We start from the raw sequence: 21501 nt of genomic DNA on the forward strand, positions 1-21501 counted from the left end.
ACCCGCGATCGGGGACCGCGAGCGCGCGGGCGCCTACCGGTTCTGAACTCAGAAACTGTTCGCCAACAGCGCATACTCCGCGGCGACCTTCTGTCGCACGTCGGGTTCCTTATCACTGGTGACGACTCCGACGTACCGTTTGTACGCGACGTAGCACCGGTACTTGTACTCCCGGTCCGGGTCACCCTTGCTGTTGAGTTGCAGGCACTTGGCTCCGGGGACGTCCTTGGGAGCGCTGATGGGGTCGTAGTGGGCGCCTTCGCTCTCCTGCAGGCCGGTGAGCAGCTTCTGGGCGGCGTCCGCGTCGCGGGTGCGGGCGACGTAACTGTCGTCGACGAGGCCGATCTGATCCACGCCCGCGTCCTCGATCAGGCGCAGGTGGACGGACTCGTCGTCGGCGCGGTGCACCGTGTGGTAGCCGCCGTAGACGGCGAAGGCCGCCGGGTCGGGCGCGCGATCCTTGCGGTCGGCCACCGCCACGCGGGCGAGCAGGTCGTCCGGATCGACCTTCAGGGTGTCGAGCTTGTTCACCGGGGTCGCGGTGAACTTGTCCAGCTGCGCGACCTCGGCGGCGAGGGTCTTGTCCACCCACTTCACCAGGTCGTCGCCGTCTGCGATGGGCCTTTGGATGAACAAGGAGATGACGAATTCCTTGTGCGCCATGAAGGTGCCGACATTGGCGACGCCCGGCCGCCAGTGGATGAATGCGTCGGGATGTTTCGTCGAGGTGAGTTTGCGGTTGTCCGGCGAGACGGCGATGTCGACGTCCTCGAGTTCGCGCGCGGCGAGCCTTGCACTGGCCTCGTCCGGAAAGCGGAACACGGCGTTCGTGACCGCGGTGGTGTCCGGCGCCGGGTTGGTCTGGCCCGCGGGATCGGGGCGGTCGGCGCCGCTGGCGGCGTACCCGACGACCAATTTGCGATTGTCGAAGACCGGCTTGGACACCTTGGCGACGAAGTCGAGCGCCTGCTCGGCGTCCACGACAACGGTGCTGCCGCGCCCGAATTTCAGCGCGGGATCGATACGCACGGTCGGGACCACGGCGTCGGACATCCGCATGCCTTCCAGCAGCGCGCCTTTGCCGCTGGACTCCTGGCTGTACTCGTGCTTGTCGACGGGGTAGGTGCCGACTTCCAGCATGCGCACATCGATCTCACCCGCGGTCGGCGTACCCTGCACCCCGGCGCAACCGGCCAGCATCCCTGCCAGTGCCAGGCAAGACGCGGTGAGTGCGATGCGTTGCGTCCGAACCATCTCAGGCCCCTCGTTCCTCCCGTTGCTGACCATGAAGTTACCCGACGGAGGGCGGGGAGGGGGACCGATGGTGTTCGTATTGCAATACCCTTGTCGGTGTGACGACGACCCCGCACCGCACCCCCGGCGGAGGCCGATACCGTTGATAGATCGGCAGGTCGAGGTCGTCGTGGGCAGCCACGCCGTGGCCAGGGTCGCGGGCGCGGTCGTCGTCGTCGCGCATCGCGGACCGGGCAGGCCCACCCGGGACTCGCCCGCCGCCGTCGCCCTCGAATCACTGTCCGAACTGGTGCGCGACGCGACCGAGCGGGAGCCGGACGGACCCGGCGCCCTGGTGGCGCGGCAGGCGACGCGCTGGCTCATGAAACACGCCGAGCGGATCAGCCCGGGCGAACCGATCGACTTCGGCATCCTCTCCACCGCGGAGCACGGTGGCGTGGCGATCTTCCTGCACGGAGCGGTCACCGCCGTGCTGGCCGGTGACCGCGTGTTCGAGCGATACCGCGGCAGCGACGCCGCGTTCACGGTGGATCGGGTCGCGGCGGTGCCCGCGCGGGCGGCGGCCTTGTTCGTCGACGACGGGAAGGGCCGGATCCCGGATCTGCCCCCGGAGCGCGGCATCGGCCGGCTGGTGGAGGGCATCGCACAGGCGGGTGGTGCGATCGTCTGGTCGGAGGGTTCCGGCGCCGACGCGTGGAGCGACGGCCGGGCGTCCCGTCCCGCGGGCGCGCATCGCCGCCCGGAGACGGCGCCGCTGCCGACGGCGCGCATCGAATCCGAGCAGCGCGCCGAATCCGAGCGGTCCGAGCCGCAGCCCGCGCCGCAACCGCGGCAGGTGGCCGGACAACCGCGGTACCCCACCGCGCCGTCCACCGCGATGCTCGACGCGGAGGCCGAGCAGACGCCGATCGACCCGCACCACGCGCCCACCCAGGTGGGCGGCACCAATCCCGCGCCGCGGCCCGACCCGGCACTGCAGCGTCGGCTGGAGGCGACCGCGAAGGCCACCGCGCTCACCGTCAAGGTGATGGGATTCAAGTGCGCGCGAGCGCATCCCAGCGATCCGCGGTCGGCGTTCTGCACCGTCTGCGGCATGCCGGTGGACCAGACCCAGGCGCTGATCGAAGTGGTCCGCCCGCCGCTGGGCATGCTGATCCTCGACGACGGCATGACCTACATGCTCGCCGCGGACGCGGTGATCGGCCGCGATCCGGAGCGTTCCCCCGCCGCGGAGAGCGGACTGGTCCCGCTGCGCGTCGACGACACCTCCGGTGGCATGTCCCGGGCGCACGCCGAGATACGCCTGGTGAATTGGGACGTGATGGTGGTGGACAGCGGTTCGACCAATGGCACCCGGACCCGGCTGCCGGGCTACCGCGACTGGGTGCGCCTGGCGCCGCACCAGTCCATGGTGCTCGTCCCGGGTACCGAGATCATGCTCGGCAACCGCGTGCTCCGCTTCGAACTGGCCGCGCCGCCGCCGTTCGGCCGCTGACGCTCGCCGACGACCTGTCCGGCGCCCGCATGAACCATGTGGGCGGCTACCGACAGGTAGAGCCCAGCCGTTCGGGTTGCGGTGCCTTGTCTACGAATAGCGGTCTACGAATAGCGCGCCATGCAGGTGCTTTCGCCGTTGAGGACTCCCGCGCGGAAGGCATCGACACGGGAGAAGCCACTGGGGACGGTCTTGCCCTTCGCGTCGCTCGCGGCCAGGCCGTCGGTGAGCAGGCCGGAAACCGCTTCGTCGAGATCGCCCGCGGCGAGTTTGATATCGCCCTGGTCGACCGGCCGCCCCGATTCGGCCAGCTTGCCGGTGACCACTCCGGACAGACAGGCCGCGCGCAGTGCGGTTTTGGCGCCGACCAGACTCTGGCCGCGGCTCTGCTGGACGGCCAGCGTGTATCGCGAGATGAACACGACGTAGCCGTTGTAGTCGCCGGTCACCTTGAGCGGCAGCGGGTCGTCCTCGTCGACGCTGGAAGTGCCCCGCTCGGCCAGGCCCGGTATATCCGTCGCGATCGTGTTCTCGGCCGGGCAGTACGAGACCGGTGCGGTGACAACGCCGTTGCGGCATTCGATCGTCGCCCGGGAATAGTTGTAGGTCGGCTCGTCCTCGACCGGCAGGATCGCTTTGAGCGCTTTGGTGAGCTCGATCAGGTGTTCTTTCGTGATCGGATGCTCGCCGTGCCCCGCGTCGTCGCTGAACGTCTGCGGCAGGTCGGCGCGGCGCTGATTGATCTCGTCGATGTCGATGCCCTTGCAGGCGCGCGGACCGTCGGTGAAACCGATCTGCACGGCCGTGACCCGTTCGAAGGCCGAGCCGTGCACGCTCTCCGGGTCGTCGGGGTCGGAGTCGCGGATGGCGACGGTGGCGGCGAGCACCGAGTTGAGGCCGTCGGAGGTGTTGATCGTGAAGTGCGCGGCCTTGCCTTCGGCCACGTGCCGCATGAACGCGCCCGCGAAGCAGTCCGCCTGCTGCTCTTTGACGATCACCGGGTCCTTCGGCCCGACGAGCTTGGCCATGGTCTGCACGGCGTGCCCGTACTCGTGCGCGAGCACCATCACCACGGCCATCTTCCCGAAGGTCTCCTCCATGGTGGGAAGAAGGACCGACCGGTCCCAGCCGATGGAATTGTCCAGACGGCAGTAGGCGGCGTTCACCAACCGGTAGGTGGTCTCCTTGCAGAACTCGACCGCGTCGCCGCGGGCGGACTTCGCGCTCCAGGACAGCAGCTTCTCGACGGGCTTGAACTCGCCCTGGAACTCCTTGCCGAAGGCGTCGCGCCAGTAGGTCTGGATGTCGTCGACGGCGTTGAGCGCCAGTGTGTCCACGGGGCCGCTGTCGCCGTTGGACGCGGTCAGCGTGCTGTCGGGCACGCCGGTGCGCGGGCCGCTCGGGCCGCTCGTGGTGGGCAGTCCGGCGACCTTGAACGGATCGTCGTAGATGGAGACCGCCCTGCCGTCGACCGAGCGGGTGCACCCGCAGGCCAGCACCAGAATTCCCAGCAGAGCGGCGACAAGCGCGGTCGCGTCGACTCTCGGCAAGGCTCCCCCTCGGTCGGCCGGCACAGCGTTCACATCGGTCGCCGGATCGGGGCAATTGGCGCATCGGGGGCACCGCCGATGTCCGGGCGATGGAATAGTATCCGCTGCATGTCTTCACCGGGGGCGCAGACCATCACCGTGCGCCATGATGGAAACGAACGAGTTTTCGATTCGAGCCAGCAGGTCACGATGGGCCGCGCGCCGGAGGTGACGCTGTTCGTCGACAGCCCGCTCGTTTCGCGTGTGCACGCGACGCTGGCCTGGCAGGGCAGCGCCTGGGTGTTGACCGACAACAAGAGCACCAACGGGGTGTTCGTCGACGCGCGCAGGCTGACCCAGCCGGTGTCGATCGACCGCCCCACCCAGGTCCGGCTCGGTGACGCCATCAGCGGCCCGCTGCTGCACCTGCTGCCCGCGAACCCGCAGCCCCCGCAACGGCCTTCGGTGCGCCCGGCGCAGCAGGCGCCGCAGCCCGGACCTGCGCAGCCGGGGCCGCCGCCGCACGCGGTCCGGCGGCCGCCGCAGCAGTTCCAGCGTCCGCAGTACCCGGCGCCCCAGGACGTGCCAGCCCCCGCGCCCGCGCTGAACGTCAACATGACGACCAGGGCCGATACCTCGAATATGCCGCCGGTCCGGGCCAGGGCCAGCACCGCGCCCATCGCCCGCGCCGACCGGATTCCCCAGTCCGGTCTGAGCATCGGCCGCACCACCGACAACCAGATCGTCGTCAACGATCCGCTGGCCTCCCGCAAGCACGCCCGTCTGGTCTCCTCCGCGGAGGGGCTGGTCATCGAGGATCTCGGGTCGGCGAACGGCACCTTCGTCAACGGGCACCGCCAGCAACGGGCGGTGTTGCGCGAGCGGGACATTATCACCGTCGGCAATGTCGACTTCGTCGTCCAGCAGGGTGCGCTGGTGCACCGGCAGAAGCCGGTCGCCGAGCAGGGGCTCGCGGTGCACGGCGTCGGCTTCACCGTCGAGGGGAACAAGCAACTGCTCGTCGACGTGAACATGTCGGCCAGCCGCGGGACGCTGACCGCGCTGATCGGCCCGTCCGGTGCGGGCAAATCGACGCTGTCGCGCCTGATCGCGGGCACCACCAGGCCTTCCGGCGGCGTGGTCACCTTCGAGGGGCGCAATCTGCACGCCGAGTACGAGGCGCTGCGCTCGCGCATCGGCATGGTGCCGCAGGACGACGTGCTGCACCGCCAGCTCACGGTGCGCCAGGCGCTCGGTTTCGCGGCCGAGCTGCGGCTGCCCCGCGACAACAGCAAAGCGGACCGGCAGAAGGTCATCGACGGTGTGCTGCAAGAGCTCTCGCTCACCGAGCACGCCGACACCAGGGTCGACCGCCTGTCGGGCGGCCAGCGCAAGCGCGCCTCGGTGGCGCTGGAACTGCTGACCGGTCCGTCGCTGCTCATCCTGGACGAACCGACCTCCGGCCTGGACCCGGCATTGGACCGCCAGGTCATGGTCATGCTGCGGGAACTGGCCGACGCGGGCCGCGTGGTGATCGTGGTGACCCACTCGGTGGCGCACCTGGACATGTGCGATCAGGTGCTGCTGCTCGCGCCCGGCGGCAAGACCGCCTACTGCGGCAACCCGGCCGGCGTCGGCGCTGCGCTCGGGACCAGCGATTGGGCGGAGATCTTCGCCAACGTCGCGGCCAATCCGGATCAGGCGTTCGCGGCCTATCGTTCCCGGCAGGCGTTCGCGCCGCCGCCCCCGCCGCCCCCGCAGCCGTACGGGTCCGCGGGAAGTCCACCGCAGTCCAGTCGCGGCAAGCAGTTCTCCACCCTCGCGCGCCGTCAGGTCCGGCTGATCCTGGCCGATCGCGGCTATCTGACATTCCTGGTGCTCCTACCGTTCATCCTCGGCGGGCTCTCGCTGGTGGTGCCGGGAAAGAACGGTTTCCAGCGCGGCGCGCTGAAAGCGCTGCCGGACGGCAGCTTCGTGCCCGAGGGCGGCAGCGAGACGCAGCAGCTGCTGGTGGTGCTGATTCTGGGCGCCTGCTTCATGGGCTCCACGCTCACGGTGCGCGACCTGGTCGGCGAACGGACGATCTTCTACCGCGAACGCGCGGTGGGACTGCTGCCCTCGGCGTACCTGATGGCGAAGATCGCGGTGTTCAGCCTGACCGCGCTGCTGCAATCGGCGGTGCTGGTGGGCATCGTGCTCGCGGGCAAGAAGCGTCCGGGCGAGGGCGCGGTGCTGGCCTCCGGCAGCGCGGAGCTGTACATCGATATCGCGCTGACCGCGATCTGCTGCGTGGTCGTCGGCCTCTTGCTCTCCTCGCTGGCGAAATCGAACGAACAGGTGATGCCGCTGCTGGTGGTGGCCATCATGGCCCAGCTGGTGATGGCGGGCGGCCTGATCCCGGTCACCGGCCGCGTCGTGCTCGAGCAGGTGTCCTGGTTGTTCCCGGCTCGCTGGGGATACGCGACGGGCGCCTCGACGGTGAACATCCGCGAGCTGTTCCTGAACGCGCAGCCCGACACGCTCTGGCAGCACAAGCCGGAGATCTGGGCGCTGGATGCCGGCGTGCTGCTGTTGATCACCCTGGTGCTCGCGATCTTCACCTGGCGCCGGTTGCGATTGAAGAAGTCGGCGGCGTGACGCGGTCCGAACGGTTCGCGAGCGCCCCGGTGCGCCGAAACGGCGCCGAGCGGCGCGGGAAGGCAACGACGAGCATCTCGGCCGCGGACCGGGCACACTTATGCCTGTGACGGTGCGAGTAGGGGCAGTGCATCTCGGCTGGGATGTGGTGTCCGTGGCCGCCGGTGGCGGTGGGATTCCCATCCGCCCGGTGCAGGTGGAGGGCATGTGGACGCCGCCGGCCTATCTGCTGGCGGATTCGTCGGGCCGGTTGCATACGGCAGGCGTGGAACGCAACAGGCCGGATCTCGGGATGGCGATCGCCGACGTGCGCGACATCCTCGGACATCCGCAGATCGTGGTGGCGGGCGCGACCTGGCCCGCCGAGCTGGTCTTCCGCGCGCGCATGTACAACCCGCTCGCGGAGATCGGCAAGCACTTGCGCGGCAAACCGGATCTGGTGGCGCTGCCCTTCCCGGACAACTGGCCGGACGAGAAGGTGGAGATGTACGCCGCGATGGTGGAACAGCTCGACGTCGTCGTGGAGCCGCTGCCGGAGAGCGTCGCGCTGTCCGGCTACGTCCGTGCGCTCGGACTGGTGCAGCCGCCGGACCGGACGATGCCGCGCGGCATCGGCGCGACGGGCGTGTACTCCGACGGGCGCAGCATGCTGGTGGTCGCGGTGCACGGCGACGACGAGCAGCCCACCGAGTCGGTCGACGTCCCGGTGGACGCCGAGGCCATGCGCGATGCCCGGTCGGCGGACGACGTGGTGATCGAGGTGATGGCGGCGGCCCGTTCGATCGGCGCGGACACCTCGACGGTCCTGCTGTCGGGCAACGTGCGCTTCAACGACGCGCTGCGCCTGGCCTTCCAGAACCATCTCGGGCATCGACTGCAAGTGGCCGACCATCCGATGCACGCGCTCGTGCTCGGCGCGGCGCACCTGCTGGTGAGCGACACCGAAGCAGACGAACCGGAGCCTGCGGGCAGGCACGCCGAACCCGCGCCCGCCTCGCAGCGCCCGATGGACGCCCGGACGCAGGCCGAGTACGCCCCGCAGCAACCGGCGCCGCCGGGCCCTGCCGAAACCGGTCAGCGCTCCCCGGAGCAGCCGCCGGTCCGGCCGGTGCCCGGCGTTCAGTACGGGCCGGGGTACCCCACCCAGCCCGAGGAGTCGACGACCAGGATCGGGCGCGACGAAGTGCCGCGCGGTCTCCCGCCGAACCTCGCCGAGCTGGGCAGTCGCTTCACCCGGCCGCCGAGCTCGCCGGATGATCAGGCCGGTCGGGCTCCGGCCGGCGATCTCGCGGGCCCGCCGTCTGGGCCCCCGCCCGGCGGGCCGGTGCCGCCGCTCGGCCCGCGGCCGCCCTATCCGGGAGCGCCGGAGCAGCAGCCCTACCCCGGGCAACAGCACCAAGGCGCCTGGCAGGCCCCTGGCACGGAGTCCGAGGACGAGGACCGGCACCGCAAAGGCAAGCTCTGGAACAAGATGAAAGGCAATTTGTTCGGAGCCAATACCCTCGTCGGAGCGGTAGCGCTGGCCGTGGTCGCGCTTCCGTCCGGGGGTGAGCGGGTGGAGCTGACCGCGCAGCCGGTCGTCCTCGACGCGGAATCGGTGGTCTCGGACGAACTCGCCGAGCCCGTCGCGTGCCCGGCCGTTCCGTACACCATCACCCAACCCCGATCCGGGGTCATCACCGCGCGAGGAAACCAGCGGGAAGCCCAGGAGAGCGTCGCGGAGTGCGGGCGGCCCGAGGTCGACACCCTGCGGTACCTGGTCCCCGGCCCGCCCGGCGCCATCGACCTCGGCCCGCCGATGGAGATCTGACGCGATTTCTTCCCGCGATACCCCGCTGGTATCGTGGCTCGTTGGCGTGTGGAACGTCCGGTCGATTCCTGGTGAATCGCCGAGCGTCCACCGAGTCCCGGGTCTCCACCGGCCGCCGGGAAACAGCTCGACCACACGCTCGGCTGGCAACACCGACGACAGACAGGGAAGCACTGTGCCTACGTACAGCCCCAAGGCGGGTGACGTGACCCGTAAGTGGTACGTCATCGACGCCACTGACGTAGTGCTCGGCCGTCTCGCCGTCCAGGCAGCGAATCTGCTGCGTGGCAAGACGAAGCCGACCTACGCCCCGCACGTCGATGGTGGCGATTTCGTCATCATCATCAATGCCGACAAGGTTGCCATCAGCGGCAACAAGCGGCAGGACAAGCTGATCCACCACCACTCCGGGCACCCGGGCGGCCTCAAGTCGCGCACCGTCGGTCAGGTGTTGGAGACCCGCCCCGATCGGCTCGTCGAGAAGGCCGTCAAGGGCATGATCCCGAAGAACAAGCTCGGTAACGCGATCGCGGGCAAGCTGAAGGTCTACGCGGGCCCGACGCACCCGCACGCCGCCCAGCAGCCCATTCCGTTCGAGATCAAGCAGGTGGCCCAGTGACCGCTCCCGAGGAATTCAACGAGGACTTCGTCGAGGAATTCGACGCTGCCGAGCCTGTCGAGGACGGTGCGGGTTACGAGGACTCCGAGGTCTCGGCGTCCTACACCCCGGTCGTGATCGACCGCCCGGTGCAGACCGTCGGCCGCCGCAAGGAGGCCGTCGTGCGCGTGCGCCTGCTGCCCGGCTCCGGCAACTTCGTGCTCAACGGCCGCACCATCGAGGACTACTTCCCGAACAAGGTGCACCAGCAGCTGGTCAAGTCGCCGCTGGTGACCGTCGAGCGCACCGAGTCCTTCGACGTGCACGCCCGCCTGGTCGGCGGCGGCCCGTCCGGCCAGGCAGGCGCCCTGCGGCTGGCCATCGCCCGCGCCCTGATCGAGGTCACCCCGGAGGATCGTCCCGCCCTGAAGCGGGCCGGCTTCCTGACCCGTGACCCGCGTGCCACCGAGCGCAAGAAGTACGGTCTGAAGAAGGCGCGTAAGGCGCCTCAGTACTCGAAGCGCTGATTTCGGCATCGTCGACCTTCCGCGTCCGGCACCCTCGCGGTGCCGGACACGGTACGGTCGTCGCGGCAGCTGTACGAGAGCAGGCTCCCAGCGAACAGCTGGTCGCCTGCTCTCGCGCTGTATGAAGACGCGGCGTTCGCGGGGCCTTCGTGGTGCACAGGCCGGTGCCTCCAGGGCCGACGCTCACGCCACAGATCACCAATGAGGGGCGAGGTATGGGACGGTTGTTCGGCACCGACGGAGTCCGCGGGCTTGCCAACGAGTCGCTCAGTCCGGAGTTCGCGCTGCGCGTCTCCGGCGCGGCCGCGCAGATCCTGAGCCGAGGCAAGAAGCGCGCGCTCGCAGTGGTCGGCCGCGACCCACGGGCCAGCGGCGAGATGCTCGAAGCCGCCGTGACCGCGGGGCTGACCGCCGCGGGTGTGGACGTGCTCTCGGTGGGGGTGCTGCCGACGCCGGCCGTCGCCTACCTCACCGGCCTGTACGACGCGTGCCTCGGCGTGATGATCTCCGCCTCGCACAACCCCATGCCCGACAACGGGATCAAGATCTTCGCCGCGGGCGGGCACAAACTCGATGACGCGATCGAGGACCGGATCGAGGCGCTCGTCGCCGCGGAGACGCCGTTCCGCCCGACCGGCGCCGGCATCGGACGGGTGCGCAACGCGGCGGGCGCGCGGGACCACGGGTCGGACATCCCGGACCAGTACAGCCTCGCGGGCACCCATGAGCGCTATGTGGAACACCTGGTGGAGGCCACCGGGCGGGATCTGTCCGGGCTGACCGTCGTGGTCGACTGCGCGCACGGCGCGGCCTCGGAGGTGGGGCCCGCCGCGTACCGCGAGGCCGGCGCCACCGTGATCGCCATCAACGCCGAGCCGGACGGACTGAATATCAACGACGGTTGCGGCTCGACCCATCTCGACCAGGTGCGGGCCGCGGTGGTGGAGCACGGCGCCGATCTCGGCCTCGCGCACGACGGCGACGCCGACCGCTGCCTGGCCGTCGACGCCTACGGCAATGTCGTGGACGGCGACGCGATCCTGGCGATCCTCGCCCTCGCCATGCACGAGGCGGGGGAACTGACCGCTGACACCTTGGTCGCCACGGTGATGAGCAACCTCGGTTTGCACATCGCCATGCGAGCGGCCGGAATCACGTTGCGCACCACCGCCGTCGGCGACCGCTACGTGCTCGAGGAGTTGCGGCGCGGCGGCTTCACGCTGGGCGGCGAGCAGTCAGGGCACGTGGTGTTCCCGCGCTACGGCACCACCGGCGACGGCATCCTGACCGGGTTGCGCCTGATGGCGCGGATGGCGCAGACCGGGCGCACCCTGGCCGATCTGGCGAGCGTGTTGCAGCCCGTGCCGCAGATCCTGGTGAACGTCCCGGTCAGCGACAAAGCCGTGGTCGCGCGCGCACCCGAGATCCGAGACGCGGTGCTGGAGGCGGAGCGGGCGCTCGGCGACTCCGGGCGCGTGCTGCTGCGGCCGAGCGGCACCGAGCAACTGGTGCGAGTGATGGTGGAGGCCACCGACCCGGCCCAGGCGCGCCAACTGGCGGACGACCTGGCCAAGCGGGTCGCGGCTGTGTGATTTTTCCAGCGCGAACGGCGGATGCTCGGTCTCGCTTCGCTCGAAACCTGGGGTTGAGGTGCGCGGGGCGCGTTGGTTTCTGGGCTCAGGATCTAGTGCACGCGGTTGGAGTGGCTGGTTGACGGTGCTGGTGAGTCGTCGGGTCTGCGGCTCGGCTATCGCCGGTGGGGGCGGATGCTGACTTCGGTTGTGCCGCACAGGCGGTCTCGCCAGAGGGCGAGCGCTGCGGTCAGAGTGTTTCGGTGAGTACGCCCGCGGTCATGTGCCAGCGGCGGGTTGTGCGGACGGTGTCGAGCATGCGGCGGTCGTGGGTGACGAGCAGGAGTGTGCCGTCGAAGGATTCGACGGCCTGTTCCAGCTGCTCGATGGCGGGGAGGTCCAGGTGGTTGGTCGGCTCGTCCAGCACGAGCAGGTTCACCCCGCGGGCTTGGAGCAGGGCGAGGGCGGCGCGGGTGCGTTCACCGGGGGAGAGGGTGTCGCACGGGCGCAGCACGTGCGGGCCGCGCAGACCGAATTTGGCCAGCAGCGTGCGGATGTCCGCCTCCGGCAGGTCCGGCAGTTCGGCGCTGAAAGTGTCGGCCAGCGCGGTGTTCCCGCGGAAGAGTCCGCGCGCCTGGTCCACCTCGCCGATCTCGACGCCGGAGCCGAGGCTCGCTGATCCGCTGTCCGGCCGGATCTTTCCCAGCAGCACCGCCAGCAGGGTGGATTTTCCGGAGCCGTTCGCCCCGGTGAGCACGATGCGGTCGGCCCAGTCGACCTGGGTGGTGATCGGGCCCAGCGTGAAGTCGCCGCGGGTGACACTGGCTTGGGACAGCGTCGCCACCACCGAGCCGCTGCGCGGGGCCGCGGCGATGCTCATGCGTAGCTCCCATTCCTTGCGCGGTTCCTCCACCACGTCGAGTCGTTCGATGCGGCGCTGGGTCTGCCTGGCCTTGGCGGCCTGTTTCTCGGTGGATTCGGCGCGCATCTTGCGGCCCGCCTTGTCCGAGTCCAGCTTCCTCGGGTCACGCGCCTTGCGGCGTGCGTTGCGGACACCGTGTTCGAGCCAGTTGCGCTGCATCTGGGCGCGGGCCTCCAGGCCCGCTTTGGTGTCGGCGTACTCGTCGTAGGCCTCGCGCGCGTGCTGCCGGGCGATCTCCCGCTCCATCAGGTACGACTCGTACCCACCGTCGTACAGGCCGACCTGCTGCTGGGCGAGGTCGAGCTCCACGATGCGATTCGCGGTGCGCGCAAGGAACTCCCGATCGTGGCTGATCACCATGAGCGGCACCCGGACGCCCGCGACGAACTGCTCCAGCCGGGCCAGCCCGTCGAGGTCCAAGTCGTTGGTCGGCTCGTCCAGCAGCAGGATGTCGAAGCGGGACAGCAGGACGGAGGCGAGTCCGGCGCGCGCGGCCTGGCCACCGGACAACCCGGTCATCGGGGTGTCCAGCCCGCCCGGCAGGCTGCCGGTGAGGCCGAGGTCGGCGGCGACCTCGTGGGCGCGCTGGTCCAGGTCGGCCCCGCCGAGAGCGAGCCAGCGCTCGAGGGCGGGGGAGTACTCGTCCGGCCCGCCTTCGGCGAGGCGTTCGGCCGCGGCGTCCATCGTTCGCTGCGCCTCGGCGACCCCCGTTCGGCGGCAGAGGAATTCGAAGACGGTTTCGCCGTCGACCCGCTGTGCCTCCTGGGCCAGGTAACCGACCGTGGCGTCCGGGGGGCTGAGCGTGATGCTGCCCGTTGGCGCGTGCCGGTCGGCGAGCATGCGCAACAGGGTCGACTTGCCCGCGCCGTTCACGCCGACCAGGCCGATCACGTCGCCCGGCGCGAGGGTCAGATCGAGGTCGGCGAACAGCGTGCGCTCGCCGTGACCGGCCGACAGGCCGCGGGCATGCAGAGTGGTGCTCACCTGCACGAGTCTGCCGTGCTCGGGGTCGCACCCTGAGGTCGCCCCCGGGAGAAATCAGGGTCGGTATCGGCCGCCGGGCCGATGGCGGGGCCCGCGGAGCGGCGCACAGTGGAGGTCGTAGCGATTACCGCCAGAGAGGGAAGACCAATGACCGCACCGACACGCCGTTTCGCCCGCTCCACCCACGACAAGTGGATCGCAGGCGTCTGCGGTGGCCTCGCCGAGTACCTCGGCTGGAACGCCAACGTCGTCCGTCTGCTGTTCGTGGTGTCGTGCCTGCTGCCCGGTCCGCAGTTCGTCATCTACCTGGTGCTGTGGTTGCTGATGCCGAAGAAGTGAGCTGGGAGGCTGCGTCGAGCTCGCGCGAGTGTCAGGATGGAACGATGCCGCTCGAGCGGCACCGCATCACCGTATGAGTCCCGCTGAGGAGGAGTCATGATCACCTCGGGCGAATTCCCCGGACTGGATATACCCGGCATCGACGCGTCCTCGTCACTCGACGGGCTGGGTGCGATCGAACTGCACCACCCGACCCAGGACATCGACGGCGACGGCACCCTCGACACCATCACCACGACGGGTGACGAGGCGATGCAGGTCTGGACCGACTACGACCACGACGGCTTCGCCGACCACGTCACCGTGGTGGAGAAGGACGGCGACTACGCCGCATGGGAATTCCATCGCCACCCGGACGGCACCTCCGAGTGGGTTCGCACCGACCGGGGCAGGATCGGCAGCTAGTCTTCGCCGCAGGAGCGGAATTCGGGGGAACCGGGTGTCGGCGTGGTGCGTCGAAGGAAGTACGGCGGCATCCGGCGCGAATGGGATTCGCGTCGGCGCAAAGACACTACGAGCACGGAGGGGAATCGTGGGCGGGTCGGAGACGGTCGGTGTGCGGACGGGGGAGCTCGGTGCCCTGGGCAGTGACTACCGGAGATCGGCGGACGCGGTCCGCGACCAGGCAAAGCGAATCGACGACCATCCGTTCGGCATCGGCGACGAGGCGGGCCGCAACTACGCGCCGCAGGGAATCGCGGTGCGCCAGGGACTGGAACGGATCAGTACGTGGCTACGCACATGGAGTGATGCCACCACCGCGACCGCGGACGCGCTCGGGGCCGCCGTAGTGGCCTACGCCGAGACCGACCAGCAGCGCGCCGGCGAAACGAACAAGACATGAGACCGCCGAATGGCACGTGTTCGCACCGGCGACGCCACACATTCGAGGAGTCGGAATCATGACGGTTTCCTGGCAGGGTAAGTCGATCGACACCCTCTTGGACGAGGGCACCGCGGGACTGCGGTACTGGATCGAGTTCGTGCCGCTGTACGAGGCGGCGTTCGGCGAGGCGGCGTTCGGCGGCAATGGCGCGCCCGGGAATGTCGCCGAACTGCTGGCGATGTACGACGAGCAACGCGGCATGCGGCTGGAGAAGCTGGAGCAGGCGGGCGAGGCGCTGAAAGTCGCCCTGTCCGAGGCCGATCGCCAATGGGATGCGCAGCAGGGCTACGCCCGTCGGCTGCCCGAGTTGTGGCAGGGGGTGGCGGCCACCGCCGCGCTGGACATGCTCGGCAAACAGTCGGTTCTGGCCGACGAGGACCGGCAGCACGCCCGAGCGGCCATGGCCGTGATCGCCGACATGGCGGCTGCGTTGCGCTCGGCGGTCGCCGCGAAAGCGTTCGCCACCAGGGAGCTGCTGGAGGGCCCGGTGGGCGGCAGCAAAGTCGTCCGGATCGACGGCAAGACTCCCGAGGACGTGAAAGTCGTTGTGGATGTGCACAATGCGCGGGAGTGGATCGACGCGGACCAGGTCCGCGCACTCGGTCGCATCTTCCCGGCGCTGGCCGTGCCGGAGGACAAGATCAACAAAAGCGTGCTCGGCTTCATCAATTCCGACAGCAGGAATCTGCTCACCGGCGCGTACGGGGACCGGGTCCGCAGCGTCACCGAGGAGTGGCTGACCAAGACCTTCCGACCCGACTTCGATCGGAAACTGGCGTCCTATGTCGACGTCTGCGCCGAGGTCGACCGCCTGTTCAAGGATCAGTACCAGAATCTGACCGATGCGCTGGCGCAGGTCGCCGAGCGGGCCTACCCGTGCCCGGAAGTCCCGGCGACACCGCAGCCCGGGGCGCCCGTCGTCCAGGACGAGCCCGAGGCCACGGGATCTCCCGGGCCGCCCGGCGCGCCCGCCGCCACGGCCCCGGCGAGCACCGCACCGAGCGGCGTGCCCACTCCGGCCACTCCGGCCACTCCCAGCGCTCCGGCCACGCCCAGCACACCGGCGACGCCGAGCATGCCCACCACCCCGGAGTCCAGGCTGCCGTCGCTGGACGGACTGGCGGCGCTCAGTCAGGTGGCGCGGGAGTTCACCTCGGTGGCAACGGGTCTCGGCCAAGCGCTGAATTCGGGGTTGTCCGCGCTGAGCGGCGCCATCACCAGCGGAGTCGACGACGCGATCGAAAGGCTCATGCAGAGCGGGGATCCGAACAGCGCCCGAGCCGACGACGACATCGATGACGGCAAGGACGAAACTCACCGGCCGACAGCGGAATTCGATCTCGGCGACAAGCACGTGCAGTTCGAGATGGGGCCGGACGGCGAGGTGAAACTTCTCCTCTCCGAGGCGACCGGCGAGGTGCGGGAGTTCACCGTCGAGCTGAACGAGCACGGGATGCCGATCATCTCGGTGACCGAGCTGGAAGAGGAGAACGCGCAGCCCGCGGCACCGGAGGCCGAGGACGCGCAGCCTCCGGCACCGGAGGCCGAGGCGCCGGAGGCCGAGGCGCCGGAGGTTGAGACACCGGAGGTTGAGACACCGGAGGCCGAGACACCGGAGGCCGAGACACCGGAGGCCGAGGAGAAGGCACCCGGCTCGGCTCCGACGCCGGACACCGATGCGGAGCAACCCGGTCTGCCGGGCGCAACCCCGCCGAGCGCCCGGCGCGAAGAAGACGGCGAGCACTACCCGAAGCCGATGCCGGGACAGGGTGAGCCGGAATCGGACGCGCCGGGGGACAGCGGCGCGGAACTGGCCGAAGCGGGGCCGCTGGGTGCGGAACTCGCGGAGGCGGGCCCACTGTGAGCGTGGCCGGATGACTGCCGCCACACCGGACGAGCGAGGAGGCGCGGCATGGTGAACTACGCCGAGGAAGCCAGGCAACTCGGTGCCGAGAACCAGCGCCGAATGTCCCTGCTGCTCGACGAGATCCAGACGATCAACGAGGAGACCGCGGCGACCGGCCGGGAGTTCGCCGACCGCCTGGTCGCCGACATGAACGAATTCTGGGCTACGCAGGCGGGCGATCCGGACGAGGCCGCCGCCGAGGCGGAGGAGAAACAACGGCTGGAAGACGAAGCGCGGGAGCAGCGCGAGGCCATCGCCCGGTCGATGGCCGCCCGCCGGGCCAATCAGACGGTTGCCCCGGTCGACGAGGAGGACGAAGAGGCCAAGTTCTACCGACGCAAGAGCTGGCTGATCTGACCGGCGCGGCGGACCACGGCGTCTGCGCTACCGCCGCAGCAGTGCGGCGAGCTGCCCCACCTTCAGCTTCGGTGCCGCCTCCTCCTGGGGCGCGTCCGGGTCCACGACGGTGGTGTGCGGGATGACCTCGTCCGGGTCCGCGAAGGCGCGGTAGGTCTTGTCGCCCGCCAGCGTGGCGAGCAGGTAACCGGCCAGCAGCGCGCGGGTGGTGCGGGCGGTCTTCGATTCGTGCTTGCCCGCGCCCACGGCGGCGAGCACGCGCCGGCCCTCGATGATGCCGTTGTGCGAGGCCTTGTCGACGGCGCGCAGGATGGCGCTGCCGCCCCACGCGGTGGCCAGCGGGATGGCGTTGGAGCTGACCGAGGTGATGTCGGTCGCGCCGGCCAGGATCAACGCCGGAATGTCGAGGTCGGGCGCCCCGGCCTCGGCGGCGGGCGCCGTCGGCGCGGGAAACAGCGCCGCGACCGTGGCGACGTCGCGACGGCCCGCGGCGATCACGGCGGCGCCCGCGCCCATGCCGTGTCCGGCCAGGGCGAGGCGCTCCGGATGCACGCTGATCTCGCCGTCGCCGAGCCGCACGCCGGTGCAGATGTCGAGCGTGGTGAGCAAATCGGCGGCCAGGCCCAGATGTGACGGAATCGGCCCGCGCTCGGTGTCCGGCGCCGCGGCCACGATTCCCCAGGAAGCGAGGTGCTCGAGCAGGGTGCGGTAGTGGCTCGCGCCGGTCAGCCAGCCGTGTGCGAACGCGACGGCAGGCAGATTCCGCCCCGACTCAGGCGTGAACACCACCCCCGGCTGGCCCGCGATGGCTAGATTGCCACGCAACACGCGGTGCGGGCCACGGCTGGTCAGGGTGCTCAGTAGCGATTTCACAGACGCCGACACGACGTGAACGTTATCCGATAAGTAGTGTGGTGAGCCATGTGCGGAATCGTGGGGTACGTCGGGTACCGAGACGCGCTCGGCGTCGTCGTTGACGCGTTGCGCCGCATGGAATATCGCGGATACGACTCCGCGGGTGTGGCGATCCTGGACGGCGCGGGCGCGCTGGCGGTGGAACGCAAGGCGGGTCGCCTGGCCAATCTGGAGGCCGAACTCGCGCAATCCGGGATGGACCGTTACGTGGGCACCACGGGAATCGGACACACCCGGTGGGCCACGCACGGCGCGCCGACCGACCGCAACGCGCATCCGCACCGGGACGACACCGGCAAGGTCGCCGTGGTGCACAACGGCATCATCGAGAACTTCGCTCCGCTGCGGCGCGAGCTGGAGGACGCCGGTGTCGAGCTGAGCAGCGACACCGACACCGAGGTCGCCGTGCACCTGGTGGCCCGTGCGTACGCCGACGGCCCGACCGCCGGTGACTTCGCGGCCAGCGCGCTGGCCGTGCTGCGCCGACTCGAGGGTGCGTTCACCCTGGTCTTCACCCATGCCGACCACCCGGACATGATCGTGGCCGCGCGCCGGTCCACGCCGCTGGTCGTCGGCGTCGGTAAAGGGGAGATGTTCATCGCCTCGGACGTCACGGCGTTCATCGAGCACACCCGCGAGGCGGTCGAGCTGGGCCAGGACCAAGCCGTCGTGATCACCCTGGACAGCTACCGGGTCACCGACTTCGCGGGCAACGACGCCGCTTCGCGCACCCGCCCGTTCACCATCGACTGGGACCTGGCCGCCGCCGAGAAGGGCGGCCACGACTACTTCATGCTCAAGGAGATCGAGGAGCAGCCCGCCGCGGTCGCGGACACGCTGATGGGGCATTTCAGCACCGACCACGACAGTGCGGGCCGGATCGTGCTGGACGAGCAGCGCCTCGCCGACCAAGAGCTGCGCGATTTCGACAAGGTGTTCGTCGTCGCGTGTGGCAGCGCCTATCACTCGGGTCTGCTCGCGAAGTACGCCATCGAGCATTGGACGCGGCTGCCTGTCGAGGTCGAGCTGGCCAGCGAATTCCGCTACCGCGATCCCGTGCTGGACCGTTCCACGCTGGTGGTGGCGATCTCCCAGTCCGGCGAGACCGCCGACACGCTGGAGGCGGTGCGGCACGCGAAGGAACAGAAGGCGCGCGTCCTCGCGATCTGCAACACGAACGGCGCGCAGATCCCGCGCGAGTCCGACGCGGTGCTCTACACCAGGGCCGGGCCGGAGATCGGCGTCGCCTCCACCAAGGCGTTCCTGGCCCAGGTGACCGCGAATTACCTGGTCGGGCTCGCCTTGGCGCAGGCGCGCGGCACCAAGTACCCGGACGAGGTCGCTCGTGAGTTCGCCGAACTCGAGGCGATGCCGAAGCTGGTCGAACGCGTACTGGAGACCGCCCCGCAGGTGCGGGCGATCGCGCGGGAGCTCGCGCAGGTGCCGACGGTGCTGTTCCTCGGACGTCACGTCGGCTACCCGGTGGCGTTGGAGGGCGCGCTCAAGCTCAAGGAGCTGGCCTACATGCACGCCGAGGGGTTCGCGGCCGGCGAGCTCAAGCACGGCCCGATCGCGCTGATCGAGGACGGCCTCCCGGTGATCGTGGTGATGCCGTCGCCGAAGGGGCGCGCGGTACTGCACTCGAAGCTGCTCAGCAATATCCGGGAGATCCAGGCGCGCGGCGCGCGCACCATCGTGATCGCGGAGGAAGGCGACGACACGGTACGCCCGTTCGCCGACGATCTCATCGAGATCCCCAGCGCGCCGACGCTGTTCCAGCCGCTGTTGTCGACGGTCCCGCTGCAGATCTTCGCCGCCGAGGTGGCCCAGGCGCGCGGCTACGACGTCGACAAGCCCCGCAACCTGGCCAAATCCGTCACCGTGGAATAGTTCGGCGGCCGCGCACCCTCGAGTGCGCGGCCGCTGCTCCGCGGATCATGCGTCTATGCGCCCACGGTGGCCAAAGGCCGCTCCGGCTCGGCTGGCGCGTCGCGACGTTCCAAGTAGCCGGATGTGACCGCGAGGACCAACGCGACCAGGACCAAGCCCACACCGACCCAATTGGGTGAGGTGTAGCCGAGACCCGCGGCGATCACCACGCCACCGAGCCAGGCGGACACGGCATTGCCGAGGTTGAACGCGCCGATGTTGACCGCGGAGGCCAGGGTGGGCGCGCCCGCCGCCTGGTCGAGTACGCGCTTCTGCAGCGGCGGGACGGTCGCGAAGCCGAGGGCGCCGATCAGCACGACCGTGACCGCGGCCCCGACCTTGCTGTGCGCGGTGACGGTGAACAGCGCGAGGACGATCGCGAGCCCGCCGAGCGTGAGGTACAGCATCGGCATCAGGTGCCGGTCGGCGAACTTGCCGCCGATCAGGTTGCCCAGGAAGAAGCCGAGGCCGAACAGCACGAGCAGCCAGGTGACCGAGCTTTCCGCATAGCCGGTGACCTCGGTCATCATTGGTGCCAGGTAGGTGATCGCGGCGAACACGCCGCCGAAGCCGAGCACTGTCATCGCCATGGCGAGCAGCACCTGGGGATTGCGGAACACCGCGAGTTCGGTGCGCAGCGCGGCATCCGCGGGCGCGGGTTGCTCCGGAACCAGCGCGGCGACGCCCACCAGGCCGATCAGCCCGACCAGCGCGACGAACAAGAAGGTCAGCCGCCAGCCGAAATACTGCCCGAGCAGTGTGCCCAGCGGCACGCCCACCATCGTGGCCACGGTGAGCCCGGTGAACATGATCGCGATCGCACCGGCGCGCCGGTCGGGTCTGACCAGCGTCCCCGCGACGACCGCGCCGATCCCGAAGAACGCGCCGTGGGCGAGCGAGGCCACGATCCGCCCGGTGAGCATCAGCCCGAAGGTCGGTGCGACGGCGGACAAGACGTTGCCGAGGACGAGCAGCGCCAGCATGCCGAGCAGCATGCGCTTGCGCGATACCCGGGTGCCGAGCCCGGTCATCAGCGGCGCACCCGCCACGACGCCGAGCGCGTACCCGGTGACCAGCAGGCCCGCGGTGGGGATGGATACCGCGTAGGTGCCCGCGATGTCGGGCAGCAGACCGACGACGACGAATTCCGTCGTCCCGATCCCGAACGCCCCGAGGGTGAGGGCGAGGAGTGCGAGGGGCATGTAGGAGCCTCCAGGAACGTTGCGTCCAAACTTTACAAGCGGCAACAATAATTGCAGACGCACATTAATTGCAAGCGCGGGCTATTGTGAAACCCGTCTATCCTGGAGGCACGATCCCCGACGCGAAGGAACGCCGATGACCGCGGATGCCGCCCTGACCGGCCTGGCCGATGGTTGGTACGCACTCTCGCTGCTGCACGACCGGATCGAGGCGCATATCGAACGGGCGCTGCAATCCGGCCATGATCTGAGCGTTAGGGAGTACTCGCTGCTGCTCGTGCTGAGCAGGCAGCACGACGGACCCGGCGGGCACCTGCGGATGAATCAGGTCGCCGAGGCCGTGGTGCTGAGCCAGAGCGCCACCACTCGCCTGGTGTCCCGGCTCGAGGATCGCGGCCTGCTCCAGCGTTACCTCTGCCCCGACGACCGCCGTGGCATCTACACCGACGTCACTCCGGCCGGCCTGGAACTGCTCGAGCAGGCCCGTCCCACGCACGACGCCGCGTTGGCCGGTGCTCTCGGCCAAGCCGCCGCCAACTCGGAACTGGCTCCCCTCGTAGCCGCGGTCGAGGCCCTGAACACCAGCTCGGCCCGCGGCGCCCGTCCTCGGGACTACCGCCCGGTGTGAACCGGCGATTCC

The 21501-nt window shown here is 69.7% G+C and carries 18 protein-coding genes; 13 read left to right on the forward strand and 5 right to left on the reverse strand.

Annotation, left to right across the window (positions count from 1 at the left end):
- Positions 1-48: 48 nt before the first annotated feature.
- Positions 49-1254, reverse strand: coding sequence for a DUF7373 family lipoprotein (locus IU450_RS15890; protein ID WP_195150561.1), 1206 nt, complete (start codon positions 1252-1254; stop codon positions 49-51).
- Between the two features lie 142 nt (positions 1255-1396).
- Between IU450_RS15890 and IU450_RS15895 the strand changes: the two genes are divergently transcribed.
- Positions 1397-2749: an FHA domain-containing protein gene (locus IU450_RS15895; protein ID WP_228834649.1), complete on the forward strand. Its 1353-nt coding sequence runs from the start codon at positions 1397-1399 to the stop codon at positions 2747-2749.
- A 104-nt stretch (positions 2750-2853) separates the two neighbouring features.
- Here the strand turns inward: IU450_RS15895 and IU450_RS15900 are convergent, their stop codons facing one another.
- Positions 2854-4299: a metallopeptidase gene (locus IU450_RS15900; RefSeq protein ID WP_195150563.1), complete on the reverse strand. Its 1446-nt coding sequence runs from the start codon at positions 4297-4299 to the stop codon at positions 2854-2856.
- 108 nt (positions 4300-4407) lie between these two features.
- Here IU450_RS15900 and IU450_RS15905 point away from each other — a divergent pair, with 108 nt between their 5' ends.
- The 5 genes from IU450_RS15905 (at position 4408) to glmM (ending at position 11442) form a co-directional block, all read left to right on the forward strand.
- Positions 4408-6915, forward strand: a complete 2508-nt coding sequence (locus IU450_RS15905) for an FHA domain-containing protein (RefSeq protein ID WP_195150754.1) — start codon at positions 4408-4410, stop codon at positions 6913-6915.
- A gap of 100 nt (positions 6916-7015) precedes the next feature.
- Complete coding sequence (locus IU450_RS15910; RefSeq protein WP_195150564.1) at positions 7016-8725, forward strand: hypothetical protein; 1710 nt, start codon at positions 7016-7018, stop codon at positions 8723-8725.
- A gap of 175 nt (positions 8726-8900) precedes the next feature.
- Entirely contained in the window at positions 8901-9344 is a 444-nt protein-coding gene (rplM, locus tag IU450_RS15915) for a 50S ribosomal protein L13 (RefSeq protein WP_040864934.1), read from the forward strand.
- Positions 9341-9850 carry a 30S ribosomal protein S9 gene (rpsI, locus tag IU450_RS15920; RefSeq protein WP_195150565.1) on the forward strand — a complete coding sequence of 170 codons (510 nt, stop codon included), beginning with the start codon at positions 9341-9343 and terminating at the stop codon, positions 9848-9850. The genes rplM and rpsI overlap by 4 nt, the downstream gene beginning before the upstream one ends.
- Before the next feature lie 215 nt (positions 9851-10065).
- Entirely contained in the window at positions 10066-11442 is a 1377-nt protein-coding gene (gene glmM / locus IU450_RS15925) for a phosphoglucosamine mutase (protein ID WP_195150566.1), read from the forward strand.
- Positions 11443-11671: 229 nt separating this feature from the next.
- Here glmM and IU450_RS15930 read toward each other — a convergent pair whose 3' ends face one another.
- The gene (locus tag IU450_RS15930; protein ID WP_195150567.1) at positions 11672-13327 is read right to left on the reverse strand and encodes an ABC-F family ATP-binding cassette domain-containing protein; all 1656 of its coding nucleotides are present in this window, start codon (positions 13325-13327) and stop codon (positions 11672-11674) included.
- A gap of 147 nt (positions 13328-13474) precedes the next feature.
- On the opposite strand from IU450_RS15930, the gene IU450_RS15935 reads away from it, so the two are divergent.
- The 5 genes from IU450_RS15935 (at position 13475) to IU450_RS15955 (ending at position 16815) form a co-directional block, all read left to right on the forward strand.
- Positions 13475-13666: a PspC domain-containing protein gene (locus IU450_RS15935; RefSeq protein ID WP_195150568.1), complete on the forward strand. Its 192-nt coding sequence runs from the start codon at positions 13475-13477 to the stop codon at positions 13664-13666.
- Between the two features lie 96 nt (positions 13667-13762).
- On the forward strand, positions 13763-14071 hold the full coding sequence (locus IU450_RS15940) for a DUF6802 family protein (protein WP_195150569.1): 309 nt from the start codon (positions 13763-13765) through the stop codon (positions 14069-14071).
- A gap of 127 nt (positions 14072-14198) precedes the next feature.
- A complete protein-coding gene (locus IU450_RS15945; RefSeq protein WP_195150570.1) occupies positions 14199-14510 on the forward strand; it encodes a type VII secretion target in 312 nt (103 codons plus the stop codon).
- Positions 14511-14568: 58 nt separating this feature from the next.
- On the forward strand, positions 14569-16416 hold the full coding sequence (locus IU450_RS15950; RefSeq protein ID WP_195150571.1) for a hypothetical protein: 1848 nt from the start codon (positions 14569-14571) through the stop codon (positions 16414-16416).
- 48 nt (positions 16417-16464) lie between these two features.
- Positions 16465-16815, forward strand: coding sequence for a hypothetical protein (locus IU450_RS15955; protein ID WP_195150572.1), 351 nt, complete (start codon positions 16465-16467; stop codon positions 16813-16815).
- 27 nt (positions 16816-16842) lie between these two features.
- Here the strand turns inward: IU450_RS15955 and IU450_RS15960 are convergent, their stop codons facing one another.
- Positions 16843-17700 (reverse strand): chlorophyllase/cutinase-like alpha/beta fold protein, encoded by an 858-nt coding sequence (locus IU450_RS15960; protein ID WP_195150573.1) that lies wholly within the window; start codon positions 17698-17700, stop codon positions 16843-16845.
- Positions 17701-17736: 36 nt separating this feature from the next.
- On the opposite strand from IU450_RS15960, the gene glmS reads away from it, so the two are divergent.
- Complete coding sequence (gene glmS, locus IU450_RS15965; protein WP_195150574.1) at positions 17737-19620, forward strand: glutamine--fructose-6-phosphate transaminase (isomerizing); 1884 nt, start codon at positions 17737-17739, stop codon at positions 19618-19620.
- Positions 19621-19673: 53 nt separating this feature from the next.
- Here the strand turns inward: glmS and IU450_RS15970 are convergent, their stop codons facing one another.
- Positions 19674-20861 carry an MFS transporter gene (locus IU450_RS15970; protein WP_195150575.1) on the reverse strand — a complete coding sequence of 396 codons (1188 nt, stop codon included), beginning with the start codon at positions 20859-20861 and terminating at the stop codon, positions 19674-19676.
- A 136-nt stretch (positions 20862-20997) separates the two neighbouring features.
- On the opposite strand from IU450_RS15970, the gene IU450_RS15975 reads away from it, so the two are divergent.
- Positions 20998-21489, forward strand: a complete 492-nt coding sequence (locus IU450_RS15975; RefSeq protein WP_195150576.1) for a MarR family winged helix-turn-helix transcriptional regulator — start codon at positions 20998-21000, stop codon at positions 21487-21489.
- Positions 21490-21501: the final 12 nt, after the last annotated feature.

This window comes from Nocardia abscessus, assembly GCF_015477775.1.
GTDB classification, from domain to species: domain Bacteria; phylum Actinomycetota; class Actinomycetes; order Mycobacteriales; family Mycobacteriaceae; genus Nocardia; species Nocardia abscessus_A.

What these genes read in the sequence shown, in the direction of transcription:
- IU450_RS15890 (WP_195150561.1), bottom strand. Translation starts at nt 1,254, where the DNA reads ATGGTTCGGACGCAACGCATCGCACTCACCGCGTCTTGCCTGGCACTG.
- IU450_RS15905 (WP_195150754.1), top strand. Translation starts at nt 4,408, where the DNA reads ATGTCTTCACCGGGGGCGCAGACCATCACCGTGCGCCATGATGGAAAC.
- IU450_RS15910 (WP_195150564.1), top strand. Translation starts at nt 7,016, where the DNA reads ATGCCTGTGACGGTGCGAGTAGGGGCAGTGCATCTCGGCTGGGATGTG.
- glmM (WP_195150566.1), top strand. Translation starts at nt 10,066, where the DNA reads ATGGGACGGTTGTTCGGCACCGACGGAGTCCGCGGGCTTGCCAACGAG.
- IU450_RS15935 (WP_195150568.1), top strand. Translation starts at nt 13,475, where the DNA reads ATGACCGCACCGACACGCCGTTTCGCCCGCTCCACCCACGACAAGTGG.
- IU450_RS15940 (WP_195150569.1), top strand. Translation starts at nt 13,763, where the DNA reads ATGATCACCTCGGGCGAATTCCCCGGACTGGATATACCCGGCATCGAC.
- IU450_RS15950 (WP_195150571.1), top strand. Translation starts at nt 14,569, where the DNA reads ATGACGGTTTCCTGGCAGGGTAAGTCGATCGACACCCTCTTGGACGAG.
- IU450_RS15955 (WP_195150572.1), top strand. Translation starts at nt 16,465, where the DNA reads ATGGTGAACTACGCCGAGGAAGCCAGGCAACTCGGTGCCGAGAACCAG.
- glmS (WP_195150574.1), top strand. Translation starts at nt 17,737, where the DNA reads ATGTGCGGAATCGTGGGGTACGTCGGGTACCGAGACGCGCTCGGCGTC.
- IU450_RS15970 (WP_195150575.1), bottom strand. Translation starts at nt 20,861, where the DNA reads ATGCCCCTCGCACTCCTCGCCCTCACCCTCGGGGCGTTCGGGATCGGG.
- IU450_RS15975 (WP_195150576.1), top strand. Translation starts at nt 20,998, where the DNA reads ATGACCGCGGATGCCGCCCTGACCGGCCTGGCCGATGGTTGGTACGCA.